Consider the following 16,929-nt stretch of genomic DNA (forward strand, 5'->3'; position numbering starts at 1 on the left):
TTGGGAGACGAATGAGTGTCGCCCACCGGTCTACTCTCTTAAAGGAGGTTGAAGTGCATGAGAGCAATCAAACTCGGGATGCCGATTTTTTTAATTCTTTTAAGCTTCTTTTTTTTAATAGCATCCATCAATTTGCCCAAGGCAAATCTCGGGAATCCAAACGGTCCGCTCTATTTTCCTGTCGGTTTAAGTGTATTCATGCTGGTATTCAGTGCGGTTTACTTATTTCAGGAGTGGAAGAGCCTGCATATCCATAATGAAGAAATAAAGCTCATGCTAAAAGGGAGAACACCGAAATTGATTGCCCTGACTGTTTTATACGGAGCTGTTTATGCGTTCATATTTGAACGGATTGGATTCTTATTTTCTACTATATTATTTTTGGGCGCTTTATTATTTACGGTCAACGGAAAAAAAATTGTCGTCAACGTGTTGGTGGCGATCAGTTTTTCTTTTCTATCATGGTATGCATTCAGCATTTTATTAGGAGTCAGTCTTCCATAGGAGGTGCACTAGATGGATTTTAGCAACTTTATGCAGGGATTAACGACTGCATTGGAACCAATAAATATAATGTGGGTTGTCATCGGAGGATTTCTTGGGACGATCGTCGGCATGCTCCCCGGACTGGGACCGGCAACAGCCGTGGCCGTCTTAATCCCGATTACATTTGGCATGGAGCCCGTCAGTGCCATCATACTGATGGCTGCCATCTATTACGGGGCGATGTATGGTGGGTCGAGGAGTTCGATTCTATTAAATACACCAGGTGACGGTTCAGCCATTGCTGCCACATTCGACGGGTATCCGATGGCTCAGAAGGGTGAGGCAGGACAGGCCATGGCCATATCGGCAGTCGCGTCTTTCATCGGCGGGATGATGGCCGTCATCGGATTTATCTTCCTTGCCGAGCCGCTTGCAAGCTTTGCCCTGAAATTCGGTCCTGCTGAATACTTTTTATTAATGCTGCTGACTCTTTCGGCGATTGTTGCTTTATCGGTAGGGAAAATGGTGAAGGGCTTCATCGCGATGTTCCTTGGGCTGATGCTCAGTACGGTGGGCATTGATACTCAGAGCGGCGTCTATCGATTCACCTTCGGAAGCTCGCATTTAAGTGAAGGAATCGATTTTCTAATCGTGATCATCGGTGTATATGCAGTCGGGGAAGTCCTTTACAATTATTTGACGATCGATCAGGAGAAAAAAGAGAAAAAGAAAGTCGGTAAGATCTGGTTTACGAAAAAGCAGTGGAAACGCTCATTATGGCCGATTTTAAGAAGCGGACCACTTGGATTTGTGGTTGGTGTCCTTCCGGGAGCCGGGGGATCGATCGCATCCATGATCAGCTACTCAACAGAGAAGCAAATTTCCAAACATCCTGAAGAATTCGGGAAGGGTGCAGTAGAAGGGCTTGCAGCACCTGAATCTGCTAATAATGCAGCCTCTGTCGGGGCGATGATCCCGCTGTTGACGATGGGTATCCCAGGTTCGGGGACAACTGCTGTCATGCTTGGAGCCCTGGTAATGCTTGGGATGAAACCTGGACCGCTTTTGTTTGAGAATGATCCCAATACGGTATGGACGCTGATCAATAGTATGTTTATCGGGAATATAGCCCTTGTTATTATTAATATTCTGCTTGTCGGTCTGTTAGTGAAAATACTGGATACGCCTGCAAAAGTGTTGTATCCGGTCATTGTGATTCTTGCATTTATCGGAACCTACACGCTCAGTTACAGTGCAGTGGATTTCTTCCTGTTATTAATTTTTGGAGTATTCGGTTTATTTCTGAAAGTCATGGATTTTCCGATTGCCCCGCTTGTTCTGGCATTGATCGTCGGAGCAGATATGGAGCAGAACTTCAGGATGGCCGTTCTTTCGTCAAATGGCAGCCTCGGTATCTTCTTTGATACACCGATTGCCATCGCCCTGGCTATATTGACGCTGTTATCACTGTTTTATCCATTGCTGATCAAAGCATTTAAAAAGAAAGAGAAGAATCCTGTCGACCCTATTTCAAAAGACATGTAAGGAAGAGGGATATTTTATCACAATTATTCTGAAGGGTCAGGATTGATGTCGGGGACTGTTTATGGGAAACAGCCGGTTCTTCAGCTGCCCGATATGCCCTAGGTAATAAGCAGGATTCAACGATCATTCACTGACAGTTATTGATGAAAAGGAAAAGTCACCCCATCGCCGGTGGCTTTTTCCTTTGATTGAAAGATGGGAGTAATCGTCATGAAAAAACAACTGTTACTGGTTATCACGTTTCTATTATATGCCTTATTCTTTCTCCCATTTTTTGAGTGGGATGAAACATGGAAGGCTATCGCTGCACTCATCATCATTCAGATCCTCTGGATAGGCAAAGTCTTTCCACTTGCATTCAGCTCGCTGCTACTCATTCTGCTGATTTCGTTTCATTTTTTCAGTTATGAACAGACATTGAGTTATTTCAGTTCGGGTATCGTTTGGCTCTTGTTTTCTACATTCATTATCTCAGCTGCATTCATTAAAACAGGTCTGGCAAGCAGGGTATCGCTTTATACGTTAAAGCTCTCTGGAGGGTCGGGGAAAGCGTTGATTTTCATTTCGTTTCTGCTCATGACTGTCCTGTCTGTCCTGATACCGTCGAATGTAGGGAAGGGCAGCCTGTTATCATCGGTACTCGACAGCCTGATGAAAAGTCTGCGAAAAATAGCGGATGTCCATTATCTGGGCAAGTCGCTGTTTATAGGGGTTGCCTATCTTGCTGCCATTTCAGGGGCGTTTGTCGCGACTGGGGCCAGTTCCACTATTTACGCTTTCGGGATCCTGAGCGACGTTTCAAGCGATCTGAATTATATAAGATGGTTCCTGATTTTTGGAATACCGGTGCTGCTTTTTATCGTGATATTGTGGGGAATATTCTTAATGATCTTTCCCCCTGAGAAGATTGACCGAAAGCTGTTATTGGCATTGATCGAAAAAAGAATCGGTGAGCTTGGGCCGGTGAGCATGAACGAAAAAAAAATCATGAGTATAATCGTGGGAACGTTGATCCTGTGGATTTCACAGCCTCTGCATGGATATTCCATTCCTCAGATCGGCCTTCTGGGCGCATGTATGACCGTCATCCCTGTCGCAGGAGTATGGAGATGGGATGAGGCGAGCGAATCAATTGATTGGGATCTGATGCTCTTTTTTGCCTCAACTCTAATGGTATCTGGGATGTTGGTCGAGACAGGCACGATTGAATGGATGGCTGAAGAATTGAACGCTTTGCTTACAGGCCGCCAACCCTGGGTGATTATCCTACTCCTCATTTTATGTACCAGTATCATTCGGATCGTATTCGTCAATATCCTGGGGTTTTTGACCATCATGCTCCCCCTCAGCATCACGATCGGACATACCATCCCGGGTTTATCACCTATGCAAATTGCCATGCCGATGTTTATGGCATGTGTCCCGGGCTTTTTTCTCGTCACCCAGTCCCCGGTTCATCTCATCAGCTACTCGTACGGTTATTTTACCGACAAGGATTTAATGCGGGCAGGAATTTGGTCATCCGCAGCCTGGATCGCCGTCATCATCTGCTCGGTTTTCTTTTACTGGTAAGACACTACTTATTGTTGAAAAAGGGTATGAACAGCGTGCTGTTCATACCCAAAAACTTATTTTATCAATGCCCGGTTTTTTCGATGTTCCTTCCTCAGAACAGCTGATTTGAACAATCTCTTCTCCTCTTCTGTTTCCGGTATCACTTTCGGCACCGGTTTCGGCTTACCGTTTTCATCCACCGCAACCATGGTAAGGAATGATTCCGTCGTCAAGGTTTTGATACCTGTCAATAGATTCGAAGAGAAAACTTTTACGTACACCTCCATCGAAGTCCTTCCCGTGGAAGTTACAATCGCCTCTAGGCTGAGTGCATCCCCGACAGTTGCGGATGACAGGAAATCGACCGAATCGATCGAAGCCGTTACCACCACAGAACTCGAATGCTTCATGGCTGACAGTGCAGCGATTTCATCAATATATGATAGAACTTTCCCTCCAAAGATGGTTTGCATATGATTGGTATCCGGGGGCAGTACCAATCTTGTCTGTACGGTTCGTGAACGCTCAACTGAAAAAGCTTGTTCCATATTTTCATCTCCCTGCTTCCTTTTTGACGAAATAAAAAAGCATCTTCCTTTTTGTAAAAGAAGATGCGGTTACTCCAAGCGAGCGTCCAGGAACCTATGATTTCCTTTGTGACGTTTCATTTGCGCAACACCCTCCTATCTCCCGTAGGACTTTCGTGTTCTTCTCAATTGGCAGGTCTCCTGGCTCAGCGTCTCCGATTTCAAATTCCTTCCCATTTCAAAGTGAAACAGTGGATACATATGAAATCTCAGCTTTACAGTGGCGGGACCGCGTTGGATTTTCACCAACTTCCCTTTTAAGGAAATGACCTGAAATCATTTCCACCAATGAGCAATGATTAAATTGTTGAACGGTTTTATTTTATCATAGACGATCATTTCCTGATGATTATTTATTGTGAAAAGAAGATAAAAGGGAAGAAATAGATCTCCATTTATATAAAAATAGGAGATTCGCCTAATTTATTGAAACTTTTTCGTATTCAGATCCGTATATAGTAGTGTAGCTAGCACTTTTATTTAAAATTAAATCAGACAGCATGCTGGTTTAAACAAATTGTCGAGAGGGGTTGTCAGAATGCTAGGATCATTGAGTGTGATTGGATTTTTCGTTTTCCTGATTCCTGTTCTGGTTATTGCAGCAATTGTGGGGATCGCCTATTACTTCTGGATGAGGTTCCGCTATCGTACGGCGAAATCGAACCAGGCACTGATCATTACCGGACCGAAACTGGGGGATCCTGAGAAGGAATCGAATATTTTCACCGACCAGGAAGGCCGTTCCATGAAAATCATCCGTGGGGGGGGATACAGATTAAGACGTTTCCAGACGTCCACTCCTGTTAACCTTACATCATTCCAATTGAAACTATCGACACCAAGAGTGTACACAAATGGAGGAGTGCCGATCGTGGCCGATGCCGTGGCCATGGTGAAGGTTGCCGATACCTTGAACGGGATCGCAAACTACGCCGAGCAGTTCCTCGGTAAGGATCAAAAAGAAATTGAAGATGAAATCATCGAGGTGCTGGGAAGTAACCTCCGCGCGATTCTTTCAAAAATGACCGTGGAAGACATAAACAGCAACCGTGAAAAATTCAATGCCGATGTGTCGGAAATCGCCCAGAAACAGCTTGATCTGATGGGCTTCAAAATCACGTCACTCGGTTTGACGGACATAAGGGATGCTGACGAACAAAATGGATACTTAGAAAATCTTGGTCGTCCGCGTATCGCTGAGGTGAGGAAACAAGCTGAAATCGCTGAGGCGAACACAGAACGTGAAACGCGTATCCACCGTGCCCAAACCGACCAGGAAGCGAAAGAAGAAGAATACAAACGCCAAATCACGATTGCAGAATCGAAAAAGGAAAAAGACATCAAAGATGCTGCTTTCAAAGAAGAAACCGAACGCGCAAGAGCGAAGTCCGAACAGTCCTATGAGCTTGAAAAAGCGAAACTTGCCAAGGAAGTAAAAGAAGAAGAGCTGACCCTTCAATTCCTTGAACGTGAGCGCGCAGTTAAGCTTGAGGCGGAAGAATCGAAAGTCCGTAAAACGAAAGCAGATGCAGATTATTACGAAACGACTCGTAAGGCGGAAGCGGAAGCACGAAAATCGGAAATCGACGGGGAAGCAAAAGCGAAGATCCGCAGGGAAGAAGGGTCGGCCGAAGCCGATGTCATCCGTGAACGCGGTAAAGCAGAAGCTGAATCCCGTAAACTCCTGGCTGAGGCCATGGAGAAACACGGAGATGTCATCATCACCGAGAAACTCATTGAAATGCTGCCGATATTCGCAGAGAAGATCGCTCAGCCTCTGAACAATATCGATTCAGTCAAGATCATCGATTCAGGTAATGGTCAAGGAGTTCCTTCCTTTGGTAAAAGCATCACAAGAACGATGCTTGACATGCAGGAGCCATTGCGTGAAATGACAGGCATCGATGTTGGGGAATTACTGAAGTCGTATGCAAACAGGACTCAACCGACGCATTACCAGCCTGCCATTTCCGAGTCAGGAGACAAGGAAGCAGCAGCTTCAAACGAAGTGGAAGAAAAAGAGTTTGAAGAAGCGGGGAAGGGAAGTAAATAAGATATTTTAAAAAGGTGCCAGGCACGGAATGAAGATTCTGTGCCTGGCACCTTTTAGTGTTGGAAGTGGATGTCAGCTGCTGAAAACTGCGGGATATTCAACAGACAAACTCATCACCGAATTCAACAGTCAAACAAAAAACAACCAAACCGTCCAACTCCACGTATCATCCTTCCACACTCACCTCGATATGCCGGCAATCCCCCACATCGAACAATCCTAAATCCGTCAGCTTCAATTCCGGGATCACAGGCAGAGTGAGGAAAGAGAGGGTTAAGAACGGATTAAAGTCCCCGGAGAATCCCATTTCAACGAAGGTATCCTTCAACTGATGAATTCCCCTTGCAACGTCTTCATAGTCCCCTTCAAACATTAAACCTGCTATGGCTAAAGGAAGGGAGGCAATGGTCCGTCCGTCCTTCACCATGACAAGGCCGCCGTTCATTTTTTCCAGTGCCTTCACAGCCATCAGGATATCCCCGTCATTGGTCCCCGTTGCCACAATGTTATGGGAATCATGGGCGATGGTGGTGGCGATGGCTCCATCCTTCAGTCCGAAGCCCTTGACGATGCCTAATCCAATGTTGCCTGTGTGATTATGTCTTTCCACGACGACGATTTTAAGGTGATCATGTATGGGGGAGGCTTTGAAGCTCCCGTTTTCTACTTGTACCGTTTCGATTTTTTTATTGGTTCGAAGCTGATTGGGATTAATTTCAATGATATTGGCTTTTTTAGCAGCTCCGATTTTGATTTTCAGATTTTCTTCAGTGATATCAGGAATATGGACGGTTGACGTCAGGGATGGGTCAGAAACCGTTTTGACCATTGTATTTCCAATGTACTTCCCATCTTTAGCAACTGCTTTTCCAGCTTTGAACACATCAGATATGGTCACTGTTTCAAGGTTTTCAAGCAGGACAAAATCCGCTTCGTAGCCCGGTGCAACGGCTCCTTTTTGATGTAGGCCGTAACATTCGGCGGCATGCAGGGATGCCATGGCAATCGCCAATAGTGGATCGAGGCCTTCCCCGATGGCTAACCGGATATTATGATCGATACTGCCTTCTTCGATTAAGTCATCCAGATGTTTATCATCTGTACAAAAGAGGCATCGGCGTGCATTTCTATCATTGACGACACCGATGAGGGACAAGAGGTCCTTTGCGACACTCCCTTCCCGAATCAAAAGGTACATCCCTCTCCGCAAGCGTTCCTTTGCTTCTTGAACGGAGGTACACTCATGATCGGTCCGGATGCCTGCTGATTTATATACATTGATGGCATTCGTATCAAGTCCGGCCAGATGGCCGTCCATATTGTGTGTGAATGAAGCGGTGGCGATCATTTTGTCCACAATCGAGTCTTCCCGTTTTTGCAGAGATGGGTAATCCATCACTTCTGCCAGTCCGAGGACACGTTCATGCTGATAAAAAGGGGTCAATTCATGTGCTGTCAAAGTGGCCCCTGAATGTTCAAAAGGTGTGGCAGGGACACAGGATGGAAGCATGGTGAAGACGTCTAATGGAATGTGTTCCGAATCGTCCAGCATGAACCGGATGCCGTCTTCACCGGATACATTGGCTATTTCATGTGGATCAGTGATGACGGTCGTGACGCCGTGTGGGAGAACGACTTTAGCGAACTCAGAAGGGGTGACCATGGAGGATTCGATATGGACATGTGCATCGATAAAGGAGGGGCTCATATATTTCCCCTTAGCATCAATCACTTGTTTTCCTTCGAATGTCCCGATGCCGAAAAAAATCCCGTCAGTTATTGCGACATCCCCGTCCGTGATTTCCAGGTTGAAGACATCGATGATTTTCGCGTTTTTTATGACCACGTCAGCAGGGATATCTTTATTGGCCGCTGCAATCCGTTTCTTTAGTGATTCTTTTTGTGTACTCATGTGATCCTCTCCTTATCGAATAGAAAAACCCCGGGATTCATCCTGGGTTTGACTTAAAGAGAGAGAAGAGCAGGGACTGCTGTCGCTGCTCTCTCTCGTAGTCAAACCATTTACGGTAGTTTGGTAGAAACTTTTGGACCATATTTCCAATATTATACGAGTATGCGAATATATTTATTTATGAAAAATGATTATTTCACATTCTATATGCACCGAATGGAATGTGTCAATGGGTATCTCCTTGTATAATGAGAGGTAAAAGGTCATAAGGAGAATGAATATGAATGTATATTGTCGAAGCACCCTGCATCAAATCGAAGTAGCCGTAGAGTCAATCATAAAAATCATGGACGGCCTTAAAGAGGAAGACCTCAACATGAGATCGACTCCTTCCAAGCATTCCATAGGGGAGCTGCTTTCGCATATTTCTCTCATCTGCATGGCGGATGACCTCATCGCCGGGGAAGCCAGCCGAGAAGAAATGGACTCTTTTTATAGGAGTAAATCTATCCATACCCTCGATGACATGAGAGTGGAACTACGGCAGAATTTTCACTATCTGAATAAACAGGTGGCGGCTTGGACTGAAGATATGCTGGTGGAAGAGACCACGGCCTATTGGGGAGTGACATATACAAGATTCGAATGGCTGGTGGAGGTCGTAGCTCATCTTTATCACCATCGTGGACAGCTTCATAGCATGCTTGTCCATTGCTATGACAAGGATCCCCGGGTACCTATGTTTGAATGAGGAACCGCCTATTTATAAAGTGGAAGAGTGAATGTGCTGAGTAGTGCAGTTCAAAGTTGAAATCTTTTTCATATGATTATACATTTAATGTACAAGTAAAATACAAAACTTGTACAAAACAAAAGGAGTGGATGAAATGAAAAAGATTTTTACGATTTTTGTAACGGCAATGCTTTTCCTATCACTGGCAGGAGGTGCGTTTGCAGCAGAAAATGATGCGATGGTTCGTATCGTACATGCTTCTCCGGATGCCCCGGCTGTCGATGTATATGTTGACGGAAATGCCGTGGTGGAAGGTGCGGAATTTAAAGCAGCGACGGATTATATGAATCTTCCTGCCGGAGACCATAAAGTTGAAATTTATGCTGCAGGGACCATGGGAAGCGAAGATCCGGTCATTTCTCAAGATCTTACGGTCGAAGCGGGTATGGCATACACTGTAGCGGCTGCTAACACATTGGAAAACCTGGAATTAGTCGTGGCACAAGATTCCATGGACGTGACGGAAGGGATGACCAAGGTACGTGTTGGACATCTATCTCCTGATGCACCGACCGTTGATGTAGGTCCTGTAGGTGGAGATGCACTTTTCAGCGGGGCAGAATTCAAAGCAATCACAGATTACAAGGAATTAGATCCGGGAACGTATGATTTAGAAATCAGAACACCTGAAGGAGATCAAGTGTTGGATCTATCCGGTACGATGCTTGAAGAAAACACGGTATACAGCGTATTTGCCATTAATACGGCCGATCAATTAGAAGTGCTTGTATTGAAGGATTATACGATGATGCCTGGAAGCATGCCTGAAACAGGGATGGGCGGAGCAGCGACTGAACAATCTTCCAATCTTCCAATTGTCCTTGCAACAGTTGTATTAGGTGGAGCGGCTCTACTATTTGTCACACGCAGACAACTGCAAAAATAATGAAAAAACAATTACTGACTATTCCCCTTTTGGCTCTTCTGGCGGCATGTGCTGCCGAAGAGCCTAAAACCGTTCCGGATACCGTTGTTCAATCATCCACCGTTGAACAACCTGTTCAAGCCAAAACGCCTGAAGCAGTAGAAGAAGAGAACAAGATCAAACCATCTGTCCTGTCGATCCCTAAGCTAGGACTTGAGGCGCCGATTAAGGAGTTTGGGCTTGATAAGAACGGGAATATGGAGCTTCCGAAGAACGGAAAGGATGTAGCGTGGTTTGAACCTGGCTTTCAACCGGGCGAAAAAGGGAATGCCGTTCTTGCAGGACATGTAGATGATGAGAAAAAGACGGCTGTTTTTTTTGAGCTGAAGACGCTTGAGCCCGGTGATAAGATCCATCTTCAGGGGGAATCTGGAGAAACCCTTACATTCGTGGTGAAGGAAAAGGTCGCCTATGATAAAGATGATGCACCGCTTCGAAAGATTTTTGGACCGAGTGAGAAAAGGATGCTGAATCTGATCACATGCACAGGTTATTTCGATCATGACATTCATAACTACGTTGAACGACTTGTTGTCTATACAGAGCTGGTAGATGATCAAACTGAAGAATCTTAAGTGTAGAGCTTACCTCCCATTGCATGGAAGATAAGTTCTCTTTTTTTCCATAAAAAGCCTTTACACAATCATAAATTCCTATACTATTAAATAGAGAGAGTTTTCTGACAAACATTGGTGGGGGTAAAAATGAAACTGAAAATATTACATACAAATGATGTACACAGCCACTTTGAGGCATTCGCGAGAGCAGCGACACTGATCAAAGAATATAAAGATGAAAATACGATTGTGCTGGACGGGGGAGATTTTGCCGATTTCAAAAGCATCGAGCTTCAGGGAACAAAGGGGATGGCTGCAATTGAACTGCTTAGAAGTGTCGGCTATGATGCATTGACCATCGGGAACAATGAGATGTTCAACGGCTTCGATACCCTTGAACATATGGCGGGTAGTAGTCCGATCCCTTTTATCAGCAACAATCTGTACAGAAAAGACAAAGCACCCATCAGCGGAGTGAAGTCAAGCGTCATTCTAGAGAAAAACGGCCTCCGAATTTTCATAACGGGTGCATCCCCTGACTTGCAGGGTTTCAATGAGGGTCTCGGGGTATATATTACGGATTATAAAAAAGCCATCAAGGAGGAACTCGTTCGTCACCGTGGAACATATGACGTCTGTATTCTCCTGAATCATGTGGGTACAGAAATTGACGAGGAACTTGCGAATGAGCTGGATGAAGTGGATATGATTCTGTCAGCTCATGATCATCAGCTTTATGCGCGGGCAAAGAGTGTGAATGGTACTGTGTTGAACAGTGCGGGCTGCTATGGGGAATATGTGGGTCTGATCGAAGTGGATGTAACAAATGAGGGAGTTGAACTGATACGCGGTGAAACGATCTCGACTCAGCCCTATCCACCTGATCATGAGGTAATCGATATTATGAAAAGAAATAAAGAAAAAGCGATCGAGGTGTTAAGCAGGCCGCTTTACACACTCGACCGGCCCCTTTGGCATGATGTGATGGAAGAGAATCCGATGACGAATTTGATTGCCGACGGTCTGCAGGACATGCTGAAATGCGATTTCGGATTAATCAATAGTGGTATTGTGAACGCCGGGGCATTTCAAAATATCAGTCATAAGAAACTCATCGAGATTTGTCCATCCCCATTGAATCCGACCTCCTTCGAAATCCAGGGAAAGCATATCCGGAAGGCGATCGAGGATTCTATGGATGCCCAGGTCTGCTTGGCTGATGGAAGAGGTCCGGGGTTCAGGGGGAAATTCGTCGGCAGACTTCATGTGTCCGGTGCAGAAATTATTCAAGAAGGACGGCGAATCTCTGAAATCCTCATCGGCGGTACGCCCTTGGAGGATGAGAAATGGTATTCCGTTGCCTCTTCTGATTATTTACAGCGGGGGTCCGGTTATGAATCCCTCGGTCACGGCCGAAATGAAAAATACTTGCCTGAAGAAATTCGTGATGTGATCCGGATATACGCTGAACGAGCAGGGTTCATTGAAAAAGCGCAGATGAACAGGTGGAGTGAAGGCAGTAATGTCATGGCTTAGGCTTCAACAGAGACGCTCAGTGAACCTGGGCGTTTTTTTTTTCAGTGAAGAAACATGTAAGCAGATCTTTTTTCTGTGAAACTTAGGCAGCCTTCAAGTAAAATAGAGATAACTACTTGTATGAAGGAGAACGTGCCATGAAAAAGAAAATTCTGTGGATTGTCAGCAGTTTGATGTTGTTTCTACTCATTGGTCTGACTGTTGCCGGCAACTACTTTTACGATGTAGCCATCAACCGCAGCAATGAAGCAGTAGAGCTTTACGGCGGGACGGAAGAAGCGGTCGAGGCAGTCAGTGCATTGGAGGAAGAACAGGAGAGGTTGGAAGAATTAAGAAACTGGACAAGTAAACGGGATTTTCAAACGGTTGAGGTTGAATCGGAGGATGGGTTGACCCTTAGAGCCCAATACCTCGAGAACGAGTCGCCAAATGGGAAAACGGTGATCCTTGCTCATGGATATAAAGGAAACAGTGAGCAAATGCCGGAGATCACCAGATTCTATTATGAAGAGGGATACAATATCCTGAAGCCTGACGCACGGGGGCATGGAAAGAGTGAAGGGGACTATATCGGATACGGCTGGGACGATCGACTGGATGTGAAAAGGTGGATTGATTTGCTGATCAATGAAAAAGGGCAGGACACCATCTTTCTCCATGGCTTTTCAATGGGAGCTGCGACCGTGTTGATGACGAGTGGGGAAGACCTTCCTGATGAGGTAAAGGGAATCATTGCAGACAGTGGATATACTTCAGTGGACGAGGAGCTTGCCCATCAGTTGAAATATCTTTATCGGTTACCTGCGTTTCCGATTATGAACATCACGGGTGTGGTGACAAAAGTGAGAGCAGGATATTCATTCAAGGAAGCATCGGCATTGGAACAGGTGAAGAAGAACCATTTGCCCCTCTTCATCATTCACGGCGATCAGGATGAACTGGTCCCGACGGAGATGGCCAATCGATTGTATAAGGCTGCGAAGGGTCTGAAAGAATTATGGATCGTACCAGGGGCAGGACATACAGAAGGGTTCACGGTACAAGAAGAAGAATACAAGAAACGGATCAAGGGATTCATTGCCGAGGCGATGAAATCATAGAAGGGGGAATCTTGATGGGGGAAAAAACGTTATATGAAGCGTATAAAAATGCTAAACATCCTTTACAGGGCCATGGGAAAAGGGATCTTCATGTCCTGAGGGAGGCACTTGAGGGTTTCGATGGTGATTTGGACAGCGATATATATGGATCAGGAAAAATCATAGAAGACTTTCAACAAAAGATGGCGGAGAGCCTGGGGAAAGAACAGGCCGTCTTCTTTCCGAGCGGGACGATGGCCCAGCAGATCGCCCTCCGCATTTGGTGTGATCAAAAAGGGGTGCAGAGAGTGGCGTACCATCCATTATGCCACCTGGAAATACATGAGGAGGATGGATTGAAGAAATTACACGGGATCGAGCCTATTTTATTGGCGGATAAGGACTCATTGATTACTCTTGAAGATGTTGTTGGTTTGAAAGAAGAGATTGCATGCTTATTATTGGAGCTGCCTCAACGGGAAATAGGAGGACAGCTGCCTGAGTATGAAACCCTTGTTGCCATTTCTCAATATTGCCGGGGTAAAGGGATCAAGCTTCATTTGGACGGGGCACGACTCTATGAAGTGCTCCCTTTTTACGGGAAGAGTGCTGCAGAAATCTGTGAGTTATTTGATAGTGTCTATATTTCTTTCTATAAGGGATTCGGAGGTATTGCAGGAGCGATCCTTGCAGGCGACGAGGAATTCACTGACGAATCCAAGGTGTGGAAAAGGCGCCATGGCGGTGATCTGATCAGTCTTTATCCATACATCATCAGCGCAGACTACTATTTCGATCAACGTGTCGATAAGATGGATCAGTATTATGAAGGAGCGAAGGAACTGGCTGCTTATTTGAATGGTTGTAAGGGGATCAGGACCCTGCCTGAAACGCCTGTTTCGAATATGTTTCACGTCTTCTTCCACTACCCTCAAAAGCAGATCGAAGCCATTCTGATCGAAGTGTATGAAGAAACGGGGATCGGCTTAACCGGCTACGTGAAAGAAGTAAGCAAAAATGAATGTGTATTTGAAGCAAGCATCGGGGACCAATACAAAACCGTACCCAAAGAAAACCTCGAAAAAATGTTCACCCTCCTGAACGAAAAACTAAAACAAGAGCAAAAATGACAAAAAAGTGGTATCGGAACTCTTCCGATACCACTTTTTTTGGAGGGACGGACCTTGCCAAAATCCCGGTATGATAAGGATTCCTCTGTAAAATGACCGCTTTTGGAGGTCCGTCCCTCAAATGGTTACCTTTAAAAGAATCCCAATTTACTATTGAAATATTCTGATTATTAGGTATAATTCGATACATTATACATTTTGAAGGAGAGAGGGCTTATGAGTGTGAAGGATAGTCGTTTGTTGGATGAATTAAGGGAGGTTGTTGGCGAAGGCCAGGTGACGATGAATGAAACGATTTTGGATCAGCATGGGAAAGATGAGTCCTATCACTCTCCAAGTCCGCCGGATGTGGTGGTGTTCCCCCGTAGCAGTGAAGAAGTGAGGGCGGTCGTGAAAGTGGCATCCGATCATCAAATCCCCATCATTCCTTTTGGACTTGGTACCAGTCTTGAAGGGCACGTCATCCCGTATGACAAAGGGATCACGATCGATTTTTCCGAGATGAATAAGATTCTTGAGGTAAGGGAAAGGGATTTCCTTGTAAAGGTTCAACCCGGTGTGACGCGCACCCAGCTGAATAAAGAATTAAAGAAATATGGCCTCTTCTTCTCAGTGGATCCCGGTGCAGATGCGACCCTCGGCGGGATGGCTGCGACGAATGCGAGTGGGACGACTTCGGTTAAATACGGTGTCATGCGTGATCAGGTACGTGATCTCGAAGTGGTACTCCCCGATGGAGACCTGATCCACACCGGGAATATGGCACAGAAGTCCTCCTCGGGTTATCACTTGAATAGCTTATTCGTAGGGTCGGAAGGGACGCTGGGATGCATCACGGAATTGACCCTCCGCGTATATGGCATCCCTGAACACATCGTGGCAGCACGTGCTTCTTTCAAAGATGTGGATGATGCAGTGGAAGCCGTTGTTTCAATCCTGCAGGCGGGAATCCCGATTGCCAGGTGTGAGCTTGTAGATGAGCCGTCCATGATTCAAGTGAACCGGTTCAGTGATACGGACTATAAGGAAAAACCGACTCTGTTCCTTGAGTTTCATGGAAATGAAGCGGGTCTGAATCAAGACGTTGAATTCACGAAAGAAATCGTGGCCGATCATCAGTGTGAAGACATTGTCTTTGAAGAGGATACGGCAGCAAGGAACAAATTGTGGGAAGCGAGACATAATCTCGCCTATGCTTATGTGCATGGGCATCCGGGAAGGAAACTCATGGTGACGGATGTTTGCGTACCCATTTCAGAATTATCGGGAGCTGTTCAGCATGCACGGAAACAGCTTCAAGAATTAGAGCTCATCGGAGGGATTCTCGGGCATGTGGGAGATGGGAATTATCATACCTCACTCATGATTGACTTGAATGATCCGGAAGAGGTGAAGAGAGCCGGCATCTATAACGAACTGATCGTTGAATACGCCCTTGAACGGAATGGCACATGCACAGGCGAACATGGAGTGGGTGTAGGGAAGATGAAATATCAAGAGCGGGAACACGGGGGAGCCTTGAAGGTCATGGAGAAAATAAAGCGGGCACTTGATCCCGATGGAATCTTCAACCCTCATAAGCTGGTACATAAAAAGAAGGAGGAAGCCAAATGAAACTACTTGAAACCATCAGTAATCTGGCAGGGAAGTACTTTGCAGTATGGGTCATCCTGGTAGCGGCTGTCGCTTATTTTATTCCTGCTCCCTTTCTATCTTTAGGAGCATATATTACGATTCTATTGGGTGTTGTGATGTTTGGAATGGGGCTCACTCTGAAGCCCGTTGATTTTGAACTGGTACTAAAAAAACCTCTTCCTGTCATCACTGGGGTCCTGGCACAATTCCTCATCATGCCACTGGGTGCATTTTTAATTGCTTACATACTTGGTCTGCCGGCTGAACTGGCTGCCGGTTTGGTATTATTGGGGTCTGTTCCCGGCGGGACGGCATCCAACGTCATGGTCTATCTTGCGAAAGGGAATCTGGCGTTATCCGTCGCCATGACTTCACTGTCGACTCTTTTGGCGCCGATTGCCACTCCACTCATCCTTCTCGGTCTCGCTGGTCAGTGGCTCCCCGTCGATCCCGTCGCCATGTTTCTTTCAATCGTGCAGGTAATCATCCTGCCGATCACTTTTGGGTTAGTGATACGAAAGCTATTCCCAGGTACCGTGGAAAAAAGCCTGAACGTCATCCCGCTTATTTCAGTTCTCGCAATCATCATCATCGTTTCAGCCGTCGTTTCTGCAAATGTTGAAAATATCGCTTCTTCCGGCGCGATCATTTTCACGGCTGTGATCCTTCATAATCTATTTGGACTTGGCTTGGGATACGGAACCGGTGTCCTGATGAAGCTTGATGAAGGAACGAGACGCGCTATCTCCATTGAAGTGGGGATGCAGAACTCCGGACTCGGGGTTGCCCTTGCCACTGCCCACTTTGGTCCCCTCGCTGCCCTGCCGAGTGTCATTGCCGCTGTATGGCATAATATTTCAGGACCGATCCTTGCAACGTTTTGGAGTAAGAAGCCCGTGGAGGTCGAGGTGGAGGAGGAATATAGTAACAGAGCTGTTACTCCAACAGCGAGGTAGGGAATTCCGAAAGCTGAAACTAAGCGTCAACAAAAAAGTGGCCATGCGAAAACTCGATCGATTGATCGCCACTCATATCCTATAAAGAAAAAGGCAGATCCCCACATGAAAGTGGGGGATCTGCCTTTTTGTGGAGGGACGGACCTACCTTTTTTAAGCACGAAGCCCGTCATAATCACAT

14 protein-coding genes and 2 riboswitches are annotated in these 16,929 nt (G+C 45.8%); of the genes, 12 read left to right on the top strand and 2 right to left on the bottom strand.

Annotated elements, in window-relative coordinates:
- The first annotated feature begins 57 nt into the window (after nucleotides 1–57).
- The 3 genes from M1J35_RS08800 to M1J35_RS08810 all read left to right on the top strand — a co-directional run bounded on the left by M1J35_RS08800 (nucleotide 58) and on the right by M1J35_RS08810 (nucleotide 3,603).
- Nucleotides 58–504, top strand: coding sequence for a tripartite tricarboxylate transporter TctB family protein (locus M1J35_RS08800; protein WP_254653440.1), 447 nt, complete (start codon nucleotides 58–60; stop codon nucleotides 502–504).
- Nucleotides 505–516: 12 nt separating this feature from the next.
- Complete coding sequence (locus tag M1J35_RS08805) at nucleotides 517–2,031, top strand: tripartite tricarboxylate transporter permease (protein WP_254653441.1); 1,515 nt, start codon at nucleotides 517–519, stop codon at nucleotides 2,029–2,031.
- 210 nt (nucleotides 2,032–2,241) lie between these two features.
- Complete coding sequence (locus M1J35_RS08810) at nucleotides 2,242–3,603, top strand: SLC13 family permease (protein ID WP_254653442.1); 1,362 nt, start codon at nucleotides 2,242–2,244, stop codon at nucleotides 3,601–3,603.
- A gap of 56 nt (nucleotides 3,604–3,659) precedes the next feature.
- Here M1J35_RS08810 and M1J35_RS08815 read toward each other — a convergent pair whose 3' ends face one another.
- Nucleotides 3,660–4,133 carry an acyl-CoA thioesterase gene (locus M1J35_RS08815; protein ID WP_254653443.1) on the bottom strand — a complete coding sequence of 158 codons (474 nt, stop codon included), beginning with the start codon at nucleotides 4,131–4,133 and terminating at the stop codon, nucleotides 3,660–3,662.
- A 152-nt stretch (nucleotides 4,134–4,285) separates the two neighbouring features.
- Nucleotides 4,286–4,477: riboswitch (cobalamin riboswitch) on the bottom strand.
- 233 nt (nucleotides 4,478–4,710) lie between these two features.
- On the opposite strand from M1J35_RS08815, the gene M1J35_RS08820 reads away from it, so the two are divergent.
- A complete protein-coding gene (locus tag M1J35_RS08820; RefSeq protein ID WP_254653444.1) occupies nucleotides 4,711–6,225 on the top strand; it encodes a flotillin family protein in 1,515 nt (504 codons plus the stop codon).
- A 166-nt stretch (nucleotides 6,226–6,391) separates the two neighbouring features.
- Here the strand turns inward: M1J35_RS08820 and ade are convergent, their stop codons facing one another.
- Nucleotides 6,392–8,137: an adenine deaminase gene (ade, locus tag M1J35_RS08825; RefSeq protein ID WP_254653445.1), complete on the bottom strand. Its 1,746-nt coding sequence runs from the start codon at nucleotides 8,135–8,137 to the stop codon at nucleotides 6,392–6,394.
- Nucleotides 8,138–8,215: 78 nt separating this feature from the next.
- Nucleotides 8,216–8,317, bottom strand: a riboswitch (purine riboswitch).
- Nucleotides 8,318–8,417: 100 nt separating this feature from the next.
- On the opposite strand from ade, the gene M1J35_RS08830 reads away from it, so the two are divergent.
- From M1J35_RS08830 to M1J35_RS08865, 8 genes are all read left to right on the top strand, one after another.
- Nucleotides 8,418–8,888 carry a DinB family protein gene (locus M1J35_RS08830; RefSeq protein ID WP_254653446.1) on the top strand — a complete coding sequence of 157 codons (471 nt, stop codon included), beginning with the start codon at nucleotides 8,418–8,420 and terminating at the stop codon, nucleotides 8,886–8,888.
- Between the two features lie 136 nt (nucleotides 8,889–9,024).
- On the top strand, nucleotides 9,025–9,816 hold the full coding sequence (locus tag M1J35_RS08835; RefSeq protein WP_254653447.1) for a DUF4397 domain-containing protein: 792 nt from the start codon (nucleotides 9,025–9,027) through the stop codon (nucleotides 9,814–9,816).
- Nucleotides 9,816–10,430, top strand: a complete 615-nt coding sequence (locus tag M1J35_RS08840; protein ID WP_254653448.1) for a class F sortase — start codon at nucleotides 9,816–9,818, stop codon at nucleotides 10,428–10,430. The genes M1J35_RS08835 and M1J35_RS08840 overlap by 1 nt, the downstream gene beginning before the upstream one ends.
- A gap of 129 nt (nucleotides 10,431–10,559) precedes the next feature.
- Nucleotides 10,560–11,948 (top strand): bifunctional metallophosphatase/5'-nucleotidase, encoded by a 1,389-nt coding sequence (locus M1J35_RS08845; protein ID WP_254653449.1) that lies wholly within the window; start codon nucleotides 10,560–10,562, stop codon nucleotides 11,946–11,948.
- Nucleotides 11,949–12,085: 137 nt separating this feature from the next.
- Entirely contained in the window at nucleotides 12,086–13,048 is a 963-nt protein-coding gene (locus M1J35_RS08850; protein ID WP_254653450.1) for an alpha/beta hydrolase, read from the top strand.
- 14 nt (nucleotides 13,049–13,062) lie between these two features.
- Nucleotides 13,063–14,157, top strand: coding sequence for a threonine aldolase family protein (locus M1J35_RS08855; protein ID WP_254653451.1), 1,095 nt, complete (start codon nucleotides 13,063–13,065; stop codon nucleotides 14,155–14,157).
- 216 nt (nucleotides 14,158–14,373) lie between these two features.
- The gene (locus M1J35_RS08860; RefSeq protein WP_254653452.1) at nucleotides 14,374–15,771 is read left to right on the top strand and encodes an FAD-binding oxidoreductase; all 1,398 of its coding nucleotides are present in this window, start codon (nucleotides 14,374–14,376) and stop codon (nucleotides 15,769–15,771) included.
- On the top strand, nucleotides 15,768–16,748 hold the full coding sequence (locus M1J35_RS08865) for a bile acid:sodium symporter family protein (RefSeq protein WP_254653453.1): 981 nt from the start codon (nucleotides 15,768–15,770) through the stop codon (nucleotides 16,746–16,748). The genes M1J35_RS08860 and M1J35_RS08865 overlap by 4 nt, the downstream gene beginning before the upstream one ends.
- The last annotated feature ends 181 nt before the right edge of the window (nucleotides 16,749–16,929 follow it).

The organism is Rossellomorea sp. KS-H15a (assembly GCF_024195245.1).
Classification (GTDB): Bacteria; Bacillota; Bacilli; order Bacillales; family Bacillaceae_B; genus Rossellomorea; species Rossellomorea vietnamensis.